The sequence below is a fragment of the Microbacterium sp. STN6 genome, from assembly GCF_026410545.1.
Lineage (GTDB): Bacteria > Actinomycetota > Actinomycetes > Actinomycetales > Microbacteriaceae > Root112D2.
Window position 1 is genome coordinate 180760 of sequence record NZ_JAPMIT010000002.1, and the last position, 19062, is coordinate 199821.

At 69.9% G+C, this 19062-nt stretch carries 19 protein-coding genes and 1 riboswitch; of the genes, 4 read left to right on the plus strand and 15 right to left on the minus strand.

The window, feature by feature from the left end; genetic code table 11:
* Positions 1-121 precede the first annotated feature (121 nt).
* The 8 genes from OSC27_RS06280 to OSC27_RS06315 form a co-directional block, all read right to left on the minus strand.
* The gene (locus OSC27_RS06280) at positions 122-1312 is read right to left on the minus strand and encodes a hydroxymethylglutaryl-CoA synthase (protein WP_267180599.1); all 1191 of its coding nucleotides are present in this window, start codon (positions 1310-1312) and stop codon (positions 122-124) included.
* Complete coding sequence (locus OSC27_RS06285) at positions 1309-2355, minus strand: hydroxymethylglutaryl-CoA reductase (RefSeq protein WP_267180600.1); 1047 nt, start codon at positions 2353-2355, stop codon at positions 1309-1311. The genes OSC27_RS06280 and OSC27_RS06285 overlap by 4 nt, the downstream gene beginning before the upstream one ends.
* A complete protein-coding gene (gene fni / locus OSC27_RS06290) occupies positions 2352-3434 on the minus strand; it encodes a type 2 isopentenyl-diphosphate Delta-isomerase (protein WP_267180601.1) in 1083 nt (360 codons plus the stop codon). Before fni ends, OSC27_RS06285 begins: the two co-directional genes overlap by 4 nt.
* Entirely contained in the window at positions 3424-4512 is a 1089-nt protein-coding gene (locus OSC27_RS06295) for a phosphomevalonate kinase (RefSeq protein ID WP_267180602.1), read from the minus strand. The genes fni and OSC27_RS06295 overlap by 11 nt, the downstream gene beginning before the upstream one ends.
* The gene (mvaD, locus tag OSC27_RS06300; protein ID WP_267180603.1) at positions 4509-5486 is read right to left on the minus strand and encodes a diphosphomevalonate decarboxylase; all 978 of its coding nucleotides are present in this window, start codon (positions 5484-5486) and stop codon (positions 4509-4511) included. The genes OSC27_RS06295 and mvaD overlap by 4 nt, the downstream gene beginning before the upstream one ends.
* Positions 5483-6466 (minus strand): mevalonate kinase, encoded by a 984-nt coding sequence (mvk, locus tag OSC27_RS06305; RefSeq protein WP_267180604.1) that lies wholly within the window; start codon positions 6464-6466, stop codon positions 5483-5485. Before mvk ends, mvaD begins: the two co-directional genes overlap by 4 nt.
* Positions 6467-6642: 176 nt before the next feature.
* On the minus strand, positions 6643-7011 hold the full coding sequence (locus OSC27_RS06310) for a type II toxin-antitoxin system PemK/MazF family toxin (protein ID WP_267180605.1): 369 nt from the start codon (positions 7009-7011) through the stop codon (positions 6643-6645).
* Positions 7012-7016: 5 nt separating this feature from the next.
* Positions 7017-7265 carry a hypothetical protein gene (locus OSC27_RS06315; protein ID WP_267180606.1) on the minus strand — a complete coding sequence of 83 codons (249 nt, stop codon included), beginning with the start codon at positions 7263-7265 and terminating at the stop codon, positions 7017-7019.
* A gap of 114 nt (positions 7266-7379) precedes the next feature.
* Here OSC27_RS06315 and OSC27_RS06320 point away from each other — a divergent pair, with 114 nt between their 5' ends.
* Complete coding sequence (locus tag OSC27_RS06320) at positions 7380-7694, plus strand: hypothetical protein (protein ID WP_267180607.1); 315 nt, start codon at positions 7380-7382, stop codon at positions 7692-7694.
* Here OSC27_RS06320 and OSC27_RS06325 read toward each other — a convergent pair.
* Both OSC27_RS06325 and OSC27_RS06330 read right to left on the minus strand, forming a co-directional pair.
* Positions 7687-8352, minus strand: coding sequence for a hypothetical protein (locus OSC27_RS06325; protein WP_267180608.1), 666 nt, complete (start codon positions 8350-8352; stop codon positions 7687-7689). The genes OSC27_RS06320 and OSC27_RS06325 overlap by 8 nt on opposite strands.
* Before the next feature lie 183 nt (positions 8353-8535).
* On the minus strand, positions 8536-10071 hold the full coding sequence (locus OSC27_RS06330) for a DHA2 family efflux MFS transporter permease subunit (RefSeq protein WP_416348825.1): 1536 nt from the start codon (positions 10069-10071) through the stop codon (positions 8536-8538).
* A 173-nt stretch (positions 10072-10244) separates the two neighbouring features.
* Here OSC27_RS06330 and OSC27_RS06335 point away from each other — a divergent pair, with 173 nt between their 5' ends.
* Positions 10245-10958, plus strand: a complete 714-nt coding sequence (locus OSC27_RS06335) for an MgtC/SapB family protein (protein ID WP_267180609.1) — start codon at positions 10245-10247, stop codon at positions 10956-10958.
* Positions 10959-11016: 58 nt separating this feature from the next.
* On the opposite strand, the gene OSC27_RS06340 is transcribed toward OSC27_RS06335, so the two are convergent.
* From OSC27_RS06340 to OSC27_RS06360, 5 genes are read right to left on the minus strand one after another with little or no spacing between them, the layout of a single operon-like run.
* Complete coding sequence (locus OSC27_RS06340) at positions 11017-12159, minus strand: cysteine desulfurase family protein (RefSeq protein WP_267180610.1); 1143 nt, start codon at positions 12157-12159, stop codon at positions 11017-11019.
* Entirely contained in the window at positions 12156-13070 is a 915-nt protein-coding gene (nadC, locus tag OSC27_RS06345) for a carboxylating nicotinate-nucleotide diphosphorylase (protein WP_267180611.1), read from the minus strand. Before nadC ends, OSC27_RS06340 begins: the two co-directional genes overlap by 4 nt.
* Positions 13064-14896 carry an L-aspartate oxidase gene (gene nadB, locus OSC27_RS06350; protein ID WP_267180612.1) on the minus strand — a complete coding sequence of 611 codons (1833 nt, stop codon included), beginning with the start codon at positions 14894-14896 and terminating at the stop codon, positions 13064-13066. Before nadB ends, nadC begins: the two co-directional genes overlap by 7 nt.
* Before the next feature lies 1 nt (position 14897).
* Entirely contained in the window at positions 14898-16196 is a 1299-nt protein-coding gene (gene nadA, locus OSC27_RS06355) for a quinolinate synthase NadA (RefSeq protein WP_267180613.1), read from the minus strand.
* 32 nt (positions 16197-16228) lie between these two features.
* On the minus strand, positions 16229-17005 hold the full coding sequence (locus tag OSC27_RS06360; RefSeq protein WP_267180614.1) for an NUDIX hydrolase: 777 nt from the start codon (positions 17003-17005) through the stop codon (positions 16229-16231).
* Between the two features lie 175 nt (positions 17006-17180).
* Positions 17181-17275: riboswitch (glycine riboswitch) on the plus strand.
* Positions 17276-17497: 222 nt separating this feature from the next.
* Between OSC27_RS06360 and gcvT the strand changes: the two genes are divergently transcribed.
* Positions 17498-18670 (plus strand): glycine cleavage system aminomethyltransferase GcvT, encoded by a 1173-nt coding sequence (gcvT, locus tag OSC27_RS06365; protein ID WP_267180615.1) that lies wholly within the window; start codon positions 17498-17500, stop codon positions 18668-18670.
* Between the two features lie 2 nt (positions 18671-18672).
* Positions 18673-19047, plus strand: a complete 375-nt coding sequence (gene gcvH, locus OSC27_RS06370; RefSeq protein WP_267180616.1) for a glycine cleavage system protein GcvH — start codon at positions 18673-18675, stop codon at positions 19045-19047.
* The last annotated feature ends 15 nt before the right edge of the window (positions 19048-19062 follow it).

Below are 19062 nucleotides of genomic sequence, written 5' to 3' on the forward strand. Positions count from 1 at the left end.
GGCGGTTTTCGACCGCCCCGTCGTGGTCGGCGTTTCCGGCCTGAGCACGCGTACGATGCAGAGCAGATCGTGATGGTGCCCGTCAATCTCGCCGATGCGGGCCAGCCTCGTGCCTCCTCGCTCACTGCGCCTCGCGGGCCTCGTAGCGGCGCATGTCGTCGCGCACGCCCAGGAAGCGGAACGGCCCTGCCGTCTGCGCCGCCGTCTCGAAGTCGCCGCCACGCACCGCCTCGACGTGTTCGTGCAGCGCGCGGTACTGCGCGTAGTCGATCGGCCTGCGCGCGTCGAGCACCTGCCGGTCGTGCTCAGTTCGCAGCAATGAGCGGTATCCCGGCTGCACCACGCCGGTGAAGAACTCGGAGACGCTGCCAGAGCCGTAGCTGAAGAACCCGATGCGCTCACCGGCGAGATCGTCCGGCGCGTTCTCGAGCAGCGACAACAGGCCCAGGTAGATGGAGGCGGTGTAGCTGTTGCCGACCTGCTTGTTGTAGGTCAGGCTGTCCTCGATCTGCGCGGCGCGACCCGCAGCATCCAGGGGTGATTCGGTGATGGCGACCAGGCGGTCGTGCGCCTTCTTCGCCATCTTTGTGAACGGCTGGTGGTAGCAGAACCGGTCGATCTCGCCGAACGAGACGCCACCACGCGAGCGGTACTCGCCCCACGCGCCCTCGAGCGACTGCAGGTAGGCGGCCAGCGAGTACTTGCCGTCGACGACCGCCGCCGAGCGGTAGTTCGGCCGCCAGAAGTCGTGGATATCGTCGGTAAACAGCCCGGTCGGCGACTCGATCTCGATCAGCGACGGGTCCGCCGTCACCAGGAACGCCACGGCGGCCGCGCCCTGCGTGGGCTCGCCGCTCGAGTCGAGCGCATAACGAGCGATGTCGCTGGCGATCACCAGCACGCGCTCGCTCGGGTCGCGCGCGACGATTCCCAGAGCGAACTGCAGCCCCGCCGTCGCCGAATAGCACGCCTGTTTCAGCTCGACAACGCGGCAGTGCGCCGACATGCCGAGCAGGCCATGCGCGTACACGCCCGCCGACTTCGACTGATCGACGCCCGATTCGGTGGCGAAGAGCACGGTACGGATGCCGGTGGTGCCGTGCCGCTGCAGAATCTGCCGGGCCGCGGCCGCCCCCATGGTCACGATGTCCTCGTCTTCGGCGGCGACGCTCATCTGCGTCTGGCCGATTCCGACGTAGAACTTGCCGACGTCGATTCCGTCGTGGTCGGCGAGCTCCTTCAAGTCGAGCACGTTGTGCGCGGTCGCGAATGCGAGATCGTCGATGCCGACCCTGATCGATGCCGTCGTCATCTCTGGTTCCTCTCCAGCTTCAAGTGGGCGGCCATGAGCTCGCCCGGGTTCGTCTGCGCCGCCATGAGCGAGAGCTCGCCGCACAGCACGGTGGCCGCGCAGATGCCGGCGAGCCGCCTCGCGTTCTCGCCTGGTTCTCGATCTTCGGCGCATCCGAGCCTGGCCAGGTTCTCCGCGACGAAGGCGATGCCCTTGCCGTTGCCGACCGTGCCCACGACGAGGTTCGGCAGGGTGCACGAGAAGTACAGGGCGTCGCCGCGCACCTCGGCGTGCGTGATGCCCTGCGAGCCCTCGACGATGTTCGCGGCATCCTGCCCGGTGGCCAGGTAGAACGCGAGCAGCATGTTGGCGTAGTGCGCGTTCGCCGTGCGCAGCCCGCCGGCGAGGGTGGTGCCGATCAGGTTCTTGCGCACGTTCAGCTCGGCAATGCGCTCGGGCGTGGTGTGCAGCCGTCGTTCCACGATCTCGCGGGGGATCGTGATCTCGGCCACCACGTTCTTTCCCCGGCCGAGAAGCCCGTTGACCGCCGTCGCCTTCTTATCCGAGCAGTAATTGCCCGAGATCGAGCCGTAGCCGAGCTGCGGCAGCCAGGCGAGGATGCGGTCCATCAGCCGGTCGGCCGCGAGCGTCACCATGTTGTGGCCGGATGCGTCGCCCGTCGCGAACTCGAAGCGCACGAACAGCAGCCCGCCCACGATCTCGGTGCGCGCGTCGAGCAGCCGGGCGAACCGGCTGATACCGGCCACCAGCTCGCGCAGCTCGTCGATGCGCTCGCGCAGGACGTGCACCGCGTCGAGGGCGGTCGCGGCGTCGTGCGCGTCGAACAGCACCGAGCGGGTCATGCGCTCGTCAACGAGGGTCGCGACGATGCCGTGCTCCACGAGCGTGGAGATGCGGGCGCCACGGTTGACCGAGGGCCACAGCGGGGTCTCGAAGGTGGCGAGCGGCACCTCCTGCTCGCCGGTCACGACGTTGCCGCTCAGCTTCAGCGGCCCGACCCACTTCAGCGGGATGGGTGCTGTCTGCTGCGTCTGTTCGCTCATGCGTTGCCTCCCACGGATGTGATGGTGCTGCGGCGGCTGTATGCGCCGGCGTCGACGCCGCGCAGCTCGCAGAACTCTTTAGTTCGCCCGCGCAGCAGCACGTCGGTGCCCTGCAGGGCGGCGGGCGTCGCGGCCCCGAGCAGCGCCATCAGCTCGGCAACCTGTTCGAGCCATGCGGTGATGCGCGCAGTCAGCGCGTCGGTGCCGCCGTGCAGCACCTCCCGCAGAAAGACCCCGGAAACCCCGACGGCTTGGGCGCCGAGTGCCAGCGCGCGCACGACATCGAGCGGCGTGCGCACCCCTCCGGAGGCGAGCAGCGCCGGGCCACCCGGGGTCGCAACGCGGGCGTCGAGAAGGCTGCACACGGCCGACTGCCCCCATCCGCCCATGAAGCTGTAGTCGCGAGTGCTGCGCCGCTCGTTCTCAATGCGGGCGAAGTCGGTTCCGCCCGACCCGCTGACGTCGGCAACGCGAACGCCCAGGCCCGCGAGCTCCGCGAGGGTGCGGCGGCTGAGGCCGAAGCCGACCTCCTTGACGATCACGGGCACCGGCACGGCAGACACGATCGCCTCGATCGCCGAGGGCCAGGCAGCGAAGTTGCGACTGCCCTCGGGCATCACAGTCTCCTGCACGCTGTTCAGGTGCAGCTGCAGGGCGTCGGCCTCGAGCAGGTCGACCGCGCGGGCGGCGTCGTTCGCCGAGGCATCCGCGCTGAGATTGGCCATGACGAAACCCTTCGGGTTCTCGTCGCGCAGCACCCGGAAGCTCGGCGCGGTCGAGGGCTCGCGCAGGCAGATGCTCATCGAACCGGAGGCGATCGCCACGCCCGTCTCGCGCGCCGCGATGGCCAGGCTGCGATTGATCTCGCCCGTGCGCTCGCTGCCGCCGGTCATGCCGTTGATGTACAGCGGAGAAGACCAGCGGATGCCGCCGAACTCCACGCCGAGCCCAACCGCGTCGCGGTCCACGCCCGCCAGCGCGTGGTGCACGAACTCGACGTCGTCGAAGTCGTTGCCGGCCGCGGGCGGACGCTGCGCATCGGCGAGGTCGACGTGCTGATCCTTGCGTTCACTGCTCATCGATGGGCTCCTTCGCGACGTGCACGTCGATGGAGAGATGGCGGATGTCGTGCTGTTCCCACTCGCGCAGCATGCGGTGCACGTCGGTGGCAGGCGGGGCGAGCACGATGCCGCAGTCGCCGCCGCCTGCGCCGGAGGACTTGCCGACGGCGCCCTCCGCCTCGGCGATGTCGCAGAGCGCGGCGAGCGCGTCGGTCTCGATGTCGAGTCCCGCGTTGCGGCCCAGCGTGCCCAGGAGGCTGCGGGCACGGGAGATGCTTCGCATGACGGCGGCCGCATCCGCTGCTTCGAGGGCGGAGATGAGCGATTCGACGCACGCCCGGCTGTCGGTAAGGAAGCCGCGATAGTGGCGCTTGTCTGACCACTTACGGCTCTGCACGCCGCCGACCAGGCGCTCGGTGGAGGCGGGCTGGCCTGTCCAGCCGACGAGCAGGCGCAGCGTGGCGGGCGGGGGCAGGCGGTGCACCTCGAGGTGCGGCCAGGACGCGTCGAGCAGCGCCGTGACGCCCTCGGCGCGCCAGGACTCGAGAAGTCGGGCACGGTCGGGGGCGCGGTAGGCGATCCAGCCGCCAAACGTGCTCGCCGCGACGTCTCCGCCCGAGGCGGAGGGGGAGACCTGCACCGTGCTGAGCAGGGCGAGCTTGAACACGCGCATGTCGCCGAGGCCGAGTGCGTAGAACTCGTTGAGGGCGCGCACGGTGGCGACGGTGACGGCGGCGGATGAGCCGAGGCCGAACTTGCGGCCGCTCACGTCGTCGAGCTCGCTTTCGATACGGATGTCGTAGAAGCGCGGGCGAATCCCGAGCTCGCCGACGAGCTGCTCGACGGTTCTGATGGCGGCGAGCACATAATCGAACGGGCGGTGGTCGCTTTCGAGCACGACCTGGTCGTCTTCGCGCCGCCACACCACCGGCAGCCTGCCGTATTGCGCCGAGGCGATGCTGCCGCGCTCGCGGGTCTCGCTCAGCTCGACCGTGACGCAGCGGTCGACAGCAATGAGAACGGATGGCTCGCCCGGCTCGACCACGGCGTACTCGCCGGCGATGAAGAGCTTGCCCGGGGCCTCGGCGCGGATCACGAGGCGGCCTCGGTGGCGCCGACGAGACGCGCGCCGGGGCCGGCGTGCGCAACCGAGAGCTGTGCGGCCGGCACCTCGCTCGCGAGGGCGTCGCGTACTGCGGCGAGATCGGCGGCCGGGGCGAGGACGGCCACGTTGGGGCCGGCATCCGCTGTCGCATAGGCGGCGAGGCCCGCAGAGCGCAGCTCGCTGACGAGGTCGAACACGCGCACGCTCTGCGGCGAGAGATAGCGGATGGGCGGCCTGGCGGCCGCCATCACGCCGTGCATGCGCAGGGCATTGGATTCGGTCAGCGCGCCGACGCGCTCGATGTCGCCGGCGGCCAGCGCCTGCAGCATCTCGGCGAGGTCGCGTCTGGTCGAGTCGACCCAGCCGGGGAAGAACGGCGACGTGTCGATGCTGGCCCGCATGGCCACGCGGCTCGAGACGGTCTTGGGGCGGGCGTCGAGGGTCGCGATGACCATGCCGAGGTCGGGCCCCGGCACGGGCTCGGCGTAGGAGTGCTCGTCGTCGCCCTCGTGCCAGATGGCGAGGCCGGGCACGATCGAGCGTGCCGCCGAACCGGAGCCGCGCCGGGCGAGCCGGCTGAGAGCCGGGCCGTCAAGGTCGAGGCCGTATGCCGCAGAGGCCGCCACGGCGAGAGCCGCGAAGCCGGCCGCCGACGAGGCGAGCCCGGCTCCCGTCGGTGCCGTGTTGCGCGAGGAGACGCGCGCGTGCACGGACGAGCCGGCGAGCCGGCGCACGATGTCGAGGAACGCGGTGACCCGCTCGGCAGCCGTGCCGCGTGCCGTCTCGCCGCCCAGCTCGACGATGTCGGCAGACGCCAGCGCGTCGAGCTCGACGCTCGTGGTCGTCGGGAAGATGTCGAGCGTCAGTGACAGACTGCCCGTCATGGGCAGCACGAGGGCCTCGTCGCGCTTGCCCCAGTACTTGATCAGGGCGATATTCGGATGCGCCCGTGCAACGGCCCTCATGCGGCGCTGCCGTCGGTGCTGTCTTCGGCGGTGACGATCCAGGCGTTCGCGGCGCCGGTGCGCGTCAGCCGTGCGGCCAGCAGTTCAGCGGATGCCGCACTCTCCGCCAGCGCAATGATGCACCCGCCGCGGCCGCCCCCGGTCAGCTTCGCCCCCAGCGCTCCGTCGCCCAGGGCGGAATCCACCAGCCGGTCCAGTCGTTCGTTGCTCACGGTGAGCTCGCGCAGCAACTCGTGAACGCGGGTCATGCGTCGCCCGAGGCTCGGGGTGTCGCCGGCCGCGAGATCCTGCTCGGCTCCCTGCGTCTCGGCGGCGATGCCGTCGATGATGCCATGTACGCCACTCTCGTCGCGTGCGAGCAATTCGGCGACCGCAGCGACCGCCTCGCGGGTCGCACCCGGCACTCCGGTGTCGGCGATGACGAAGGTCGCGGGCACGGCTACGGGCAGCGTCTGCACCCGGCCCGCCCGAAAGCGGATGGGCGCGTCGGCGACGACGGCCCGCGCATCCAGGCCGCTTGCGCTGCCGTGCGCGACGGCCTCCGCAGCCTGGATCAGCCGGAAGTGTGTTTGCTCGTCGAGCGCTTCGCCGGCCCACGCCGCTATTCCGGCGCTGATGGCGGAGGCGACGGCGGCGCTGGAGCCGAGGCCACGGCCGGCGGGGATCGAGCCGTCGATGCGCACGGTCAGGTCGGCAGCGGGGCGGTGTAGCGCGTCGAGGGTCTCGGCAATGGCGGTGGCCGGCGCGCCGAGACGGGCGGGCGCATCCGCTATGGGCCCCGAGTACAGGGCGGATTCGATGCGCACAGGGCCGGGAAGGGTGCGTGCCGACGCCGTGAGGCTCAACCCGGGCACCGGGAGGGCGATGGCCGGCGCCCCGTACACGACGGAGTGCTCGCCGAACAGGATCACCTTGGCATGCGCGCTCGCGGAGGCGAGCCGGGAATCGAGCAACGGTGACCGGCCGAGCGTGCGGGTCATGCTCTGTCTCCTGCTGTGAGTGGCTTCGCGACGCGTTCTCCCGCCACGCTCGTTAGCCGCGGCTCGTGCACAGGACGGGAGACCGCCGTGGTCGAGATATCAATCGTATCCATGCTGGCCGAATGCTTGCTGGGATGCACGCGCCTGTCGGTCGGTGCGCCGGTCACGTGTGCCGGTCACCGGCTGGGGAGATCGAGGAAGTCTCCGATCCACAGACGGACCGCAGCCATGCACTCAGCGGATGCGCGCCCGCTGACCCTCGTCAGCCGATCCCGGCTGACGGTGCGCAGCTGCTCGGTCATCGCCCATGAGTCGGTTGTGAGCCCGGTGTCGCCGCGAATGAGGATGTCATTCGGCCACCCACGATCGACTGTGGTGATCGGCACAATGATGGCAAGGGTCGTCACGGTCTCGAGGTAATCCGGGCTCGATACGACGAGCACCGGCCGATGGCCGCCCTGCTCCCGGCCTTTGACCGGCTCGAGCACCGCCCATGCCACCGAACCGGTCTCGATTTCGGGCGGGTACCCGGGCTCAGACCTCACCGGACTCAGGCACCACGACGCGACAAGTCGGCGAGCTCGGTGCGCTCCCATTCGGCGGATTCGGCCACGTGTGACGCCCGTGTCTCCGCGCAAGTCTGCGTGATGGCCTGCCGAAGCGAGTCGAAGCGCGCTCGTCGCTCGGCGAGATCCGCCAGATCGACCAGGTATTCACCGAGTGAGCGGTGCGCCGCCTTCGCCTGTGCCTTGAGGCGGTCTCGGGTGTCGGGGGACACCTTGATGGTGGTCATTGTCATACTTTTAGTATACTTCGCGTGGAGAATGCCTCCAGTCCGACGCTGTCGAGTGCGATCGCTTTGGGGTGCGGACGCGAGTGTTGCGGCTAAGGTGAGCCTCACGGGAGGCCCCTCATGTTCAAGCGTCGGCGCAGCGCATCCGCTGCCCGCTTCCGTGACGCCGCCAGCAGTCTGCCGCCGCTGGGTATCGGCGCCCTCGTTGTCGTGACCTCGCCGGCGGGCGTCGCCGACGAATGGGAGGGTCAGCCCTCCGGCGTCATCGTCGCGACCGGCGACAACCAGATCGTGGGTTACCCGGGCATGGTTCCGGTGCACAGCTGGCTCGTCGACTTCGACGAGCTTGCCTACATGAAGGATGGGCGCGGCCCGTTTCAGCGCGCAACCATCGCCAGCCGCTTCCTTTCCCCGGTTCCAGACGACGTTACGTGACGCGGCCGGCGGCGTGTGCGTCGTCGACGGCGGCGTCGATGCGGGCCCAGCGCTGCTCGCGCCGTAGTTGCACCAGGTCGACGGCGACGAGCTGGCGCATCCGCTCGGCCCGTTCGCTCTCGTAGTCAGGTTCGCGGTCGGGCGAGTATGCGCGCTTGTCGAGTTGGCGGCCGATTTCGCGCGCGACCTCCTGCCAGGCGTCGTCGCGGGCCTCCTCGACGATCGTCGAGGCGAGCTCGACGTCGTCGGCCTGCTGACGCAGGCGGGAGGCCAGCATGCGGTGCACGGTGGGGCGGCGCCGGTGCTCCTCGTCGAGGATCGCCTCCGAGTCGATCTCGATCGCCCCGGCGGGAGCGCCCGAGACAGGCTCGGCCGGAGCGAGCAGGCGATCGGCGGTCTGCTCGTTCTCCTGGGCAATCGCGCGCATGCGGCGGCGGGCGAACGAGACGAGCATCTCGGAGTCGAAGCGGCTGTCGTCGCGTAGTGCGGCCACGATCACCCGGTTCTTGACCGCCATGCGCACAGAACTCGTGGCGATGAGGGCGCCCTCTTCCACGACACGCTCAATCGGAGCGAGCGTGAACTGCCGCGGCGCCTGGTAGCGGCCGACGTCGACGCGGCCGGCATTCTTGCGGCGGCGGCGACGAAAAAGGGGCACCCTCCATTCTCTCTCGCGACAGTCCCGGCGCTTATGCCGGCTCGCGGTACGCGCTCGCCAGACCCGATATGCGCTCACCGGTCCAGGTACGCGCTCGCCGGACCCGATATGCGCTCGCCGGACCCGACAGGAGTGGTCCGAGCAGCGGATTTCGGGTCCCGGGACCCACAGTGCGTCGTGCCCCTAGTGCCCGACCGGCACGCCTTCTGGCTGCTCCGCGGGTTTGCGCACGAAGAACGCCGCCAGAATGGTCAGCAACGAGATGGATGCGCCCACCAGGAACGCCGCGCGCACCCCGCCGGCGACGGCGGCATCCGTGCCCTCACCCCCGAGCGCCAGGGTTGCACTCTGTGCCGACATGATGGTCACGAACAGGGCCGTGCCCGCCGCGCCGGCCACCTGCTGCACAGTGCCGACCACCGCGCTCGCGTGCGAGTACAGGTGGGGCCGCACCGAGCCGAGCGCCGCCGTGAACAGCGGCGTGAAGATGAACGCCAGGCCGAGGCTGAGCGTGATGTGCGCGGCGAGCAGCATGGCCACCGGCGTGTTCTCGGTGACGAACGCCAGCGACCAGAGCGCTCCGCTGACCACGATGGCTCCCGGCACGAGCAGCGCCTGCGTAGGCACCCGGTCGTACAGCCGCCCGACGAGCGGTGCGAGCAGGCCCATGACGAGCCCGCCCGGCAGCAGCAGCAAGCCGATCTGCAGCGTGTCGAGCTCGAGCACTTGCTGCAGGTAGATGGGCAGCAGAATGATGGTGCCGAACAGCCCCATCATGGCGACAACCATCATGCCGATCGAGACCGAGAAGCCCCCGGAGGTGAAGGTGCGCAGGTCGAGCAGTGCGCGATCGCGCCGCTGCAGGAAGAGCTGACGCACGATGAAGGCGGCGATGCCCACCGCGCCGACGGCGAGCGAGATCCACATGGGTGTGGCCGCCGCAGCCGCTGCCGCCGCACCGTCGCCGGTGCCCGCACCGATGTTGCTCAGACCGTAGACGAGCCCCGCGAACCCGAATGCCGAGAGCACCACGCTCACGACGTCGATCGGCACGCGGCGGGGCTCGGTGACGTTCTCGACCCAGCGCATGCCCACCAGCAGCATGATCGCAGCGATCGGCAGCACGATCCAGAACATCCACCGCCAGGCGAGCGAGTGCAGAATGAGCCCCGAGATGGTGGGCCCGATCGCGGGCGCGACCGAGATGACGATCGACGCATTGCCCATCACCCGACCGCGCCGAGAACTCGGCACGAGCGTCATGATGGTCGTCATCATCAGCGGCATCATGATCGCCGTGCCGCACGCCTGCACGACGCGCGCCGCGAGCAGCACGAGAAAGCCCGGTGCGAGCGCTGCCGCGAGCGTTCCGACCGAGAAGAACGTCATGGCGCCGAGGAACAGCGCTCGTGTGCTGAAGCGCTGAATGAGAAATCCCGTGATCGGGATCACGACGGCCATCGTCAGCATGAACGCCGTCGACAGCCACTGCACCGCGCGCGCGTCGACCTTCAGGTCGATCATGAGCTCGGGCAGCGCCACGCTCATGATGGTCTCGTTCAGAATCACCACGAACGCCGCCGCGAGCAGCAGCCAGATGACGCGTGAGTTGCGGCGCTCAAGCAGAGCGGATGCGGCGCCGGCCGACGCCGGCACCGACCCCGTACCGGCCGCCGTGCCGGCGGCCGCATCCGTGTTCAGGGCGGTGCGTTCAGTCACGCGGGGGACTCCTTTATGCGGGGAGGCGCTGGCGCCGGGCAACGGTGGGGCGCAAAGTCGATGCTTTCTCAGGGAGCGAGAACGAGAGGGTGTCGTTCACTATTCCCGAGGTTGCATCATGTGTCGATTTCAGCCTAGGGCGCACTGCTGACACGCAGCGTACCGTGGGCCGCATGCGCACCGCCACGCTCGCCACGCTCGGGGGCGACGGCTGGCTGCAGGTCGGCGAACTCATGCTGGCCTTCCTGCTCGCCTCGCTCATCGGCCTGGAGCGGGAGCTGCGTCACAAGAGCGCCGGGCTGCGAACCCAGGCCATCGTCGGCACCACGGGCGCGCTGCTGATGATCGTCAGCAAGTACGGCTTCACCGACGTGCTGATCGCCGGCCACATCGTGCTCGACCCGTCGCGCGTGGCGGCCCAGATCGTCTCGTGCGTCGGCTTTCTCGGCGCCGGTCTCATCCTCACCCGGCGCGGGGCGGTGCGGGGGCTCACGACGGCCGCCGCGGTCTGGGAATCCGCGGCGATCGGCATGGCCGCGGGCGCGGGCCTCTGGGTTCTCGCCATCGTCGTCACGGCGCTGCACTTCTTCATCACATACGTCTACACGTTCGTCATCAGGCGCATTCCGGGCACGCAGGAGACCGCCGTGCAGCTTGAGGTTGTCTACGTCGAGGGCGGGGGAGTGCTGCGTCACATCCTGGCCTCGATCACCGACGAGAAGTGGATGGTGAACCGGCTCGTGCCGCGCGAGCACGGCCACGAGGGGCTCACCGCGGTGGCGGTCGACCTCTCGGGTTCGGCGCAGCCGGCGCGCCTCATCGAGCTGCTCGGGGCGCTCGACGGGGTGCGCGGCGTGCAGTTGCTGGCCGAGGAGGAGCTCGGCTGACTGCGGCGGGAGCGAGCGAGGGTGGCCGGCATCCGCTCACTCCGTGAAGACTCGGCGCTTACGTCGCCAGCACGCCGACCGCCTCAACAGCCTCGACGACGGATGCCGCGGCCGCCGCCAGCTGCTCGCCCGTCACGTCGGGCGACCACGAGAAGCGCACCGCCGTCTGCGCGAGGACTTCCGGATACCCGAGCGCGACGAGCACGTGTGACGCCTCGTCGCTACCGGCCGCGCACGCCGAACCGCTCGAGGAGACGACGCCACGGCGCTCGAGCTCGAGCAGCACCGACTCGCCGCTCGTGCCATCGAACACGAACGAGGCGCTCGCCGGCAGCCGGGACGACGGATGGCCGGTCAGCTGCGCTGCCGGCACCCGGGCGAGCACGTGTTCGATGAAGGAATCCCGCGCGTCCCGCGCCGTCTGCGCGTTGGTCTCGCGGCCCTGTTCGACCAGCCGGGCGGCGGTCGCGAGCGCCACAGCGCCGGCCACGTTCTCGGTGCCGGAGCGGCGGCCGCGCTCCTGCCCGCCGCCGTGCAGCACGGGCTCCAGCGGAAGACGACCGCGCACGAACAGCGCTCCCGTGCCCTTCGGCGCGCCGATCTTGTGGCCGGAGACGCTGAGGGCGTCGACGCCCAGCTCGCGCACGTCGAGGCTCAGCCAGCCGGCGGCCTGCACGGCATCCGTGTGCATCGGCACGCCGCGCTCGTGGCAGACGCGGGCGAGTTCGGCGATCCGCTGCACCGTTCCCACCTCGTTGTTGGCGTACATGATGCTCACGAGGGTGGTGTCGTCGCGCAGGGCGACGGCGAGCTGTTCGGGGTCGACCAGGCCGTCGCGGTCAACGGGGAGCAGGGTCACGGCGAAGCCGTGCATCCGCTTCAGGTAGTCGACGGATTCGAGCACTGCCTCATGCTCGATCGCGGTCGTGACGATGTGCCGGCCCCGCGGGTTGCCGAGGGCGATGCCCTTGATGGCGAGGTTGTCGGCCTCGGTGCCGCCGGAGGTGAATGTGACCTCGCCGGCGCGGCAGCCGAGCCAGGATGCGACGGCCGAGCGCGCACCTGCCAGCGCACGCGCCGCCGACTCGCCGACCGTGTGATGGCTCGACGGGTTGCCGAAGTCGCCCGTCATGTATGGCCACATCGCCTCGAGCACTTCGCGGCGCACCGCGGTGGTCGCGGCCGAGTCGAGGTAGATCATGCGGGTGCCGATCGGGGGTTTCGAGGCGTCGGCTCCGCCGGCTCCTCGACCCGCGGCGTCGTCACGTCGACGTCGAGCCCGAGGTCGAGGCTTCGCACGCTGTGGGTGAGGGCGCCGACCGAGATGACGTCGACGCCCGTGCGCGCGATGTCGGCGACGGTGCCGAGGTTCACATTGCCGCTTGCCTCCACGATGGCACGGCCTGCCACGAGAGCGACGCCTGAGCGCAGGTCATCCAGGCTGAAGTTGTCGAGCATGATCGTGTCGACGCCCGCCGCGAGCACGGGTTCGATCTGGTCCATGCGGTCCACCTCGACCTCGAGGTGCGTGGTGTGCGAGAGCTGCTCGCGCACGCGGCGCAGGGCGTCGGTGACGCTGAGGCCGCTCTGCGCGGTGAGTACGGCGATGTGGTTGTCCTTCGCCATCACGGCGTCGGAGAGCGAGAAGCGGTGGTTGTGGCCGCCGCCGTTGACGACCGCGTGGCGTTCGAGGGCGCGCAGGCCGGGGGTCGTCTTTCGCGTGTCGACGATGCGGGCGCGGGTGCCGACGGCGAGTGCCACGTACTGTGCGGTGAGGGTGGCGATGCCGCTCATGCGCTGCACGAGGTTGAGAGCGACGCGCTCGGCCATGAGGATCGCGCGGGCGCTGCCGGCAACCTCAGCCAGCCGTGCGCCGGGCTCGAAGCGCTCGCCGTCGGCCACGTGCAGCGTCGTCTGGATCGCCGGGTCGGCCGCACTCATCGTTGCGGCGAAAACGCGGCCGCCGCTGAAGACGCCCGCCTCGCGCGCGACGAGGCTGGCCGTGGCCCGTGCGTCGGCCGGGATCAGCAGTTGCGAGGTGATGTCGCCCCACGGAGCGTCCTCGGCAAGCGCGGCCGTGACGACGGAGTCGATGATCTGGTCGGTCAGCATGGAACGGAAACCTCTCGTGCCCGCGAGAAATGGCGGGCGAACTCGTCTGATGTCGTCGGGTAGTCGGATCGGAAGTGCGCGCCCCGGGATTCGCGCCGCTCGAGCGCCGCGTCGAGAACGAGAGCGGCGAGCTGCCGCAGGTTGCGGTTCTCGAGTTCGGTCACGCTGAGGCCAGCGGATGCCGCGGGCGCGTCCCCGAGCTCGGCGACTCTCTGCGCGGCCTCCGTCAGGGCCGCGCCGTCGCGGTGCACCCCCGCCGCCCGCCACATGAGCGCCTGCAGCTCGCCCCGCGCCTTGAGGAGCGAGCTCTGCTCGGGTAGAAGCGGGCCCGGGAGCGAGCTCTGCTCGCGTCTCGAAACCCAACCCCTCGACGCGTCCCGCGGGGTTTCGAGACGTTCGCTTCGCTCACTCCTCAACCCGCTCAACGGGGTTTCGAGACGTTCGCTTCGCTCACCACGCCGCGGGTTGAGGAGCGAGCTCTGCTCGCGTCTCGAAACCCAACCCCTCGACGCATCCCGCAGGGTTCCGAGACGCTCGCTTCGCTCGCTCCTCAACCCGCTCAACGGGGTTTCGAGACGTTCGCTTCGCTCACTCCTCAACCCGCTCGACTCACTCCTCAACCCGCTCAGGCCGACTGTCGCCGCCCGGTGCGCGAACACCGCGCCCTCGAGCAGCGAGTTCGACGCGAGACGGTTCGCCCCGTGCACCCCCGTGCATGCGACCTCGCCGACCGCGAGCAGCCCCGGCAGCGACGTGCGCCCCCACGCGTCGGTGGCGACTCCGCCCATCCAGTAGTGGGCCGCGGGCGTCACGGGCACGGGCTCGCGCGCCCAGTCGAGTCCGTTCGCCCGGCAGGCTGCGTCGATCGTCGGGAACCGCCGCGACAGGAACTTCCCGCCCAGCTCGGTGGCGTCCAGCAGCACGGGCTCGCCGCCCTGCGCCGCCATCTCGACCGCGATGCCGCGCGCAACCACGTCCCGCGGCGCGAGCTCCGCGTCCGGGTGCACCTCGAGCATGAACCGCTCGCCGCGCGCGTTGCGCAGCACGGCGCCCTCGCCGCGCACCGCCTCGGAGACGAGAAAGCTGCCGGGCACCGCGAGCGCGGTCGGGTGAAACTGGTAGAACTCCAGATCGACGAGCCGCGCCCCCGCGCGCCAGGCCGCCGCAGCCCCATCACCCGTGGCGACGGTCGGGTTGGTCGTGTGCCGGTACAGGTGACCGGCGCCGCCGGTGGCCAGGATCACCGCGTCGGCGTAGAGGCGATCGGTGGTCGAGAAGCGAGCGCCAGCGAGCGTATCGAGACCGAGTTCCACCCCCACAACCCGGCCGCCGTCGACCTCCAGATCCACCAGAAACGCGTTCTCCACCACTCGCACAGCGGATGCGCGCACCGCCGCGACCAGCGCGTCTTCAATGGCGGCCCCGGTCGCGTCGCCCCCCGCGTGCAGCACGCGCGCATGCGAGTGCGCCGCCTCGAGCCCGCGCGCCAGGGAGCGGCCATCGCGATCGAAGGCAACGCCCCAGCGCATGAGCTCGCGCACGCGGAGGGGGCCATCCGTGCACAGCACCTCGACCGCCGCCCGATCGTTCAGGCCGCCGCCGACGCGCAGGGTGTCCGCCATGTGCTCGCTGACGCTGTCGTCGTCGAACAGCGCCGCCGCGATGCCGCCCTGCGCGTACCGCGTGTTGCTCTCGGCCAGCCGCCCCTTGGTCACGAGTGTCACGTCGTGCGTCGCGCTCGCGGTGAGCGCCGCGACGAGGCCGGCGATGCCGCTGCCGACGACGATCAGGCTGCGGGCGTCACCACGAGCATCCGCACCGGGCATGTCAGGCCGCCATCGTGGTGCCGGGCTTCGCCTCGAGCATGCGTTCGAGCGCGAGACGGGCGGGGCCGGCGACATCCGCTGGAACACTGATGCGGTTGAGCACCTCGCCGCGCACCAGCCCCTCGAGAACCCAGGCCAGATAGCCGGGGTGAATGCGGTACATGGTGGAGCACGGGCACACGACCGGGTCGAGGCAGAAGATCGTGTGTTCCGGGTGCTGGGCGGCGAGCCGCTGCACCATGTTGATCTCGGTGCCGATCGCGAAGGTCGAGCCCGCCGGGGCCGCCGCGACCGCCTTCTGAATGTAGTCGGTCGATCCGTACTCGTCGGCGGCGTCGACGGTCTCCATGGGGCATTCGGGGTGCACGATCACGCGCACGCCAGGGAACTCGGCGCGGGCCTTCTCTATTTGCGCGACCGTGAAGCGCTTGTGCACCGAGCAGAAGCCCTGCCACAGAATCACGCTGGCAGCCTGAAGAGCGGATGCGTCATTGCCGCCGAGCGGTCGGCTCGCGTTCCAGAGGGGCATCCGCTCCAGCGGCACGCCCATCGCCTTCGCGGTGTTGCGGCCGAGGTGCTGGTCGGGGAAGAAGAGCACGCGCTCGCCGCGCTCGAATGCCCAGCGCAGCACGGTCTCGGCGTTGGAGGACGTGCAGACGATTCCGCCGTGCTCGCCGCAGAAGGCCTTCAGCGCGGCGGAGGAATTCATGTAGGTCACGGGGATGACCGGAACCCGGCCATCGGCCCCCGGTTCCGTGCCGTACAGCTCCTCGAGCTGCTCCCAGCACTCGGTGACAGAGTCGATGTCTGCCATGTCGGCCATGGAGCAGCCGGCCGCGAGATTGGGCAGAATGACGGCCTGCTCGGGGCGCGAGAGCATGTCGGCCGTCTCGGCCATGAAGTGCACGCCGCAGAACACGATGGCCTCGGCACTCTCGTTGGCCCTGGCGAAGTTGGCCAACTGGAAGGAATCGCCGAGGTAGTCGGCGTACTGCACGACCTCGTCACGCTGGTAGAAGTGGCCCATGACCACGACGCGGTCGCCGAGCGTGCGCTTCGCCTCGTGGATGCGCCGGGCGAGCTCCTCTTTGCTCGCGGTGCGGTATTCCTCGGGCAGCTCGCCCTGCCGCGGCGAGTCGACGGGGATCGGGTCGGCCATGGAGGCACCGGGACCGTAGCTGGGGGCGGCCGTGTCGAAGTTCCACGGCGCGTCGACGAGTTCTGGTGTACAGATCTCGCCATCCGTGGTGCCGTCGACGATGTGCTCAATGGTGAGGTCGACCGATGCGATGATGCTCATTGCTGTCTTCTTCCGTGGATCGGGTGGTGCAGTCAGGTTGTGGCGTGGGAGTCGCCGAGCGGCCCCTGGTCGGCGAGCGGCCCTTGGTCGGCAAGGTCGATGTCGGCGTTGTAGCGGTAGAGGCGGGGCGGGCGATGCTTGGTGCCCGTGAGCCTCTTGCCGGTGTCGACGAGGGCCCCTGTGGTCTCGATGCTGCGGCGGAAGTTGGCAGGGTCGAGCGCCTTGCCGAGCACCGCCTCGTGCACTTCGCGCAGCTGGGCGATCGTGAACGTGTCGCCGAGGAATGCGTGCGCGATGCGGCTGTACTCCATCTTGTTGCGCAGGCGCCAGAGGGCGTATTCGACGATGAGCTTGTGATCGAATGCGAGCGTGGGCACCGTGTCTGCCGCGAACCAGCGCACATTCTCGCCGACGCTGACGCGCGCCGCCTCCTCGGAACGCACGAGCGCCCAGTACACGATCGAGACGACGCGGCGGGCGCCGGGGGAGCGGTCGGCGTCGCCGAACGCGTAGAGCTGCTCGAGGTAGCGGGGGGTGAGGTGCGTGGTCTCGTTGAGGTTGCGGGCCGCGGCGGTCGCGAGATCCTCGTCGCCGGTCAGGGGGCCGCCCGGAAGCGCCCACCGGCCGAGATACGGCTCGCGGATGCGGCGCACCAGCGGGATCCAGACGGTGGGCAGGCCGGTCTCGTCATCGTGGCGCAGCGCGAAGATGACGGTCGAGACGGCGAGGCTGACGCGGTCAGCGCCGACAGCGCCGACAGCGCCGACCGCGCCGTCCTCGCTACGCTGCCCTGCCTCGGTGCCGCCCATCCGCTGTCCGTTCCCCACATCGAGTAAAAGTCAATCTGACTCTAACCGTGGCTCCATCTTAGTGTCGTGTTGACCCTAAGCGCGAATCGATGACGAAGGGCTAGGCTGGCGGTGCGTCTTGGGAGAGTTGTTGCAGTGCTCGAGCGCGTGCAGTCGCAACTGAATACCGGGCCGAACGGTCGATGCGGGAGAGCCGAAGCGCAATGCGTGAGGCACCGAAGGAGCAATCCTCCCCGACAATCTCTCAGGTACTCGTACCGCATCGAACGGGCCACTCTGAAAAGCGAGTCTCGCATTGCCGCGGGTTGATGAGCGCGAAGCGCGTCTCGAAACCCGGCCGAGCTGAGGCTCCGCCCACGGTGAAAGCCGCCTTCGTGTAGCGAAGACGGCGAAACTCTCAGGCCGCATGACAGAGGGGGAGTTCTTCGACGGGGGCCATCCGGCGCCCGCCGTGGCCTTTCCCGGGCGGGCCCGGGCGAGCAGGAGAACTCCATGACCGACGCATCCGAAAACACAGAACGCTCCCCGCTGCACGACGCGCACGTCGCCGCCAGCGCCAGCTTCACCGACTTCGCCGGCTGGCAGATGCCCCTTCGCTATTCGGGCGACCTTGCCGAGCACCACGCGGTGCGCACCGCGGCGGGCCTCTTCGACCTCTCGCACATGGGCGAGATCCTCGTTCTCGGCGCGGATGCGGCCGCCGCCCTCGACTACGCTCTCGCAGGCCGGCTTTCGGCCGTCGAGGTGGGGCGCGCCAAGTACACCCTGCTGCTCGCGGCCGACGGCGGCATCATCGACGACCTCGTCGTCTACCACACGGGCGAAGACCGCTACCTCGTCGTGGCCAACGCGGCCAACCGTCACGAGGTCGCCCGCGAACTGCGCGAGCGCACCGCCGACTTCGCCGCACAGGTCTACGACGAGAGCGACGACGTCGCGCTCCTCGCGATCCAGGGTCCGAGGGCGCTCGAGATCCTGCTCGACGTGCCGGGCCTCGCCCTGGACGGCGGCCACCCTGACGGCGAAGACGTGCCCGCGGCGCTGCGGGGTCTGCCGAATTACCGTGCCATTGCGGGGGCGTTTGCCGAGCATCCGCTGCTCATGGCCCGCACGGGCTACACGGGAGAAGACGGCTTCGAACTCTACCTCTCGCCCGAGGCGGCGCCCCAGCTCTGGGACGCGCTCATCGAGGCAGGCACGCCATACGGCCTCGTTCCGGCCGGCCTCGCCGCCCGCGACAGCCTGCGCCTCGAGGCGGGCATGCCGCTCTATGGGCACGAGCTCACGCGCCAGACGCTCCCGGTTCAGGCCGGGCTGGAGCGCGTGGTCGCCCTCGACAAGCCGCTCGATTTCGTCGGCCGCGCGGCGTGCGAGACCGGGCCGGACGACAACGCACCCGTGCTCGTCGGCCTCGTCGGCGAGGGGCGCCGGGCGGCGCGCGCCGAGTACGAGGTGTACCCCTCCGACGCCGAGGCGTCGGCATCCGTCGGTCGAATCACGTCGGGCGTGCTCTCGCCGACGCTCGGGCACCCGATCGCCATGGCGTACGTCGATCTCGCATACGCCGAGCCGGGCACCCAGCTTGCCGTCGACGTTCGCGGCACACGACTGCCGTTCACCGTCACACCCCTCCCGTTCTATCGCAGAAGCAGAAAGAAGAGCTGATCATGGCCGACGCAGGCGAGTTGAAGTACACCGAGGAGCACGAGTGGGTGCGCGTCGACGGTGACACGGTGACCGTGGGCATCACGGCATACGCCGCGGACAAGCTGGGCGACATCGTCTTCGTCGACCTGCCCGAAGTGGGCAGTGAGGCCGCGGCTGGCAGGGTCATCGCCGAGATCGAGTCGACCAAGTCGGTCGGCGAGCTCTACGCCCCCGCCGCCGGAACCGTCGCCGAGGCGAACGACCGGCTGGGCAACGAGCCCGAACTCATCAACAAGGATCCCCTCGGCGAGGGCTGGCTCGTGCGCCTCACCCTCACCGGTGACCTGCCCGAGCTGCTCAGTGCCGAGCAGTACGGCGCGCTGATCGGCGAGTGAGCGTGGCAGCGTTCG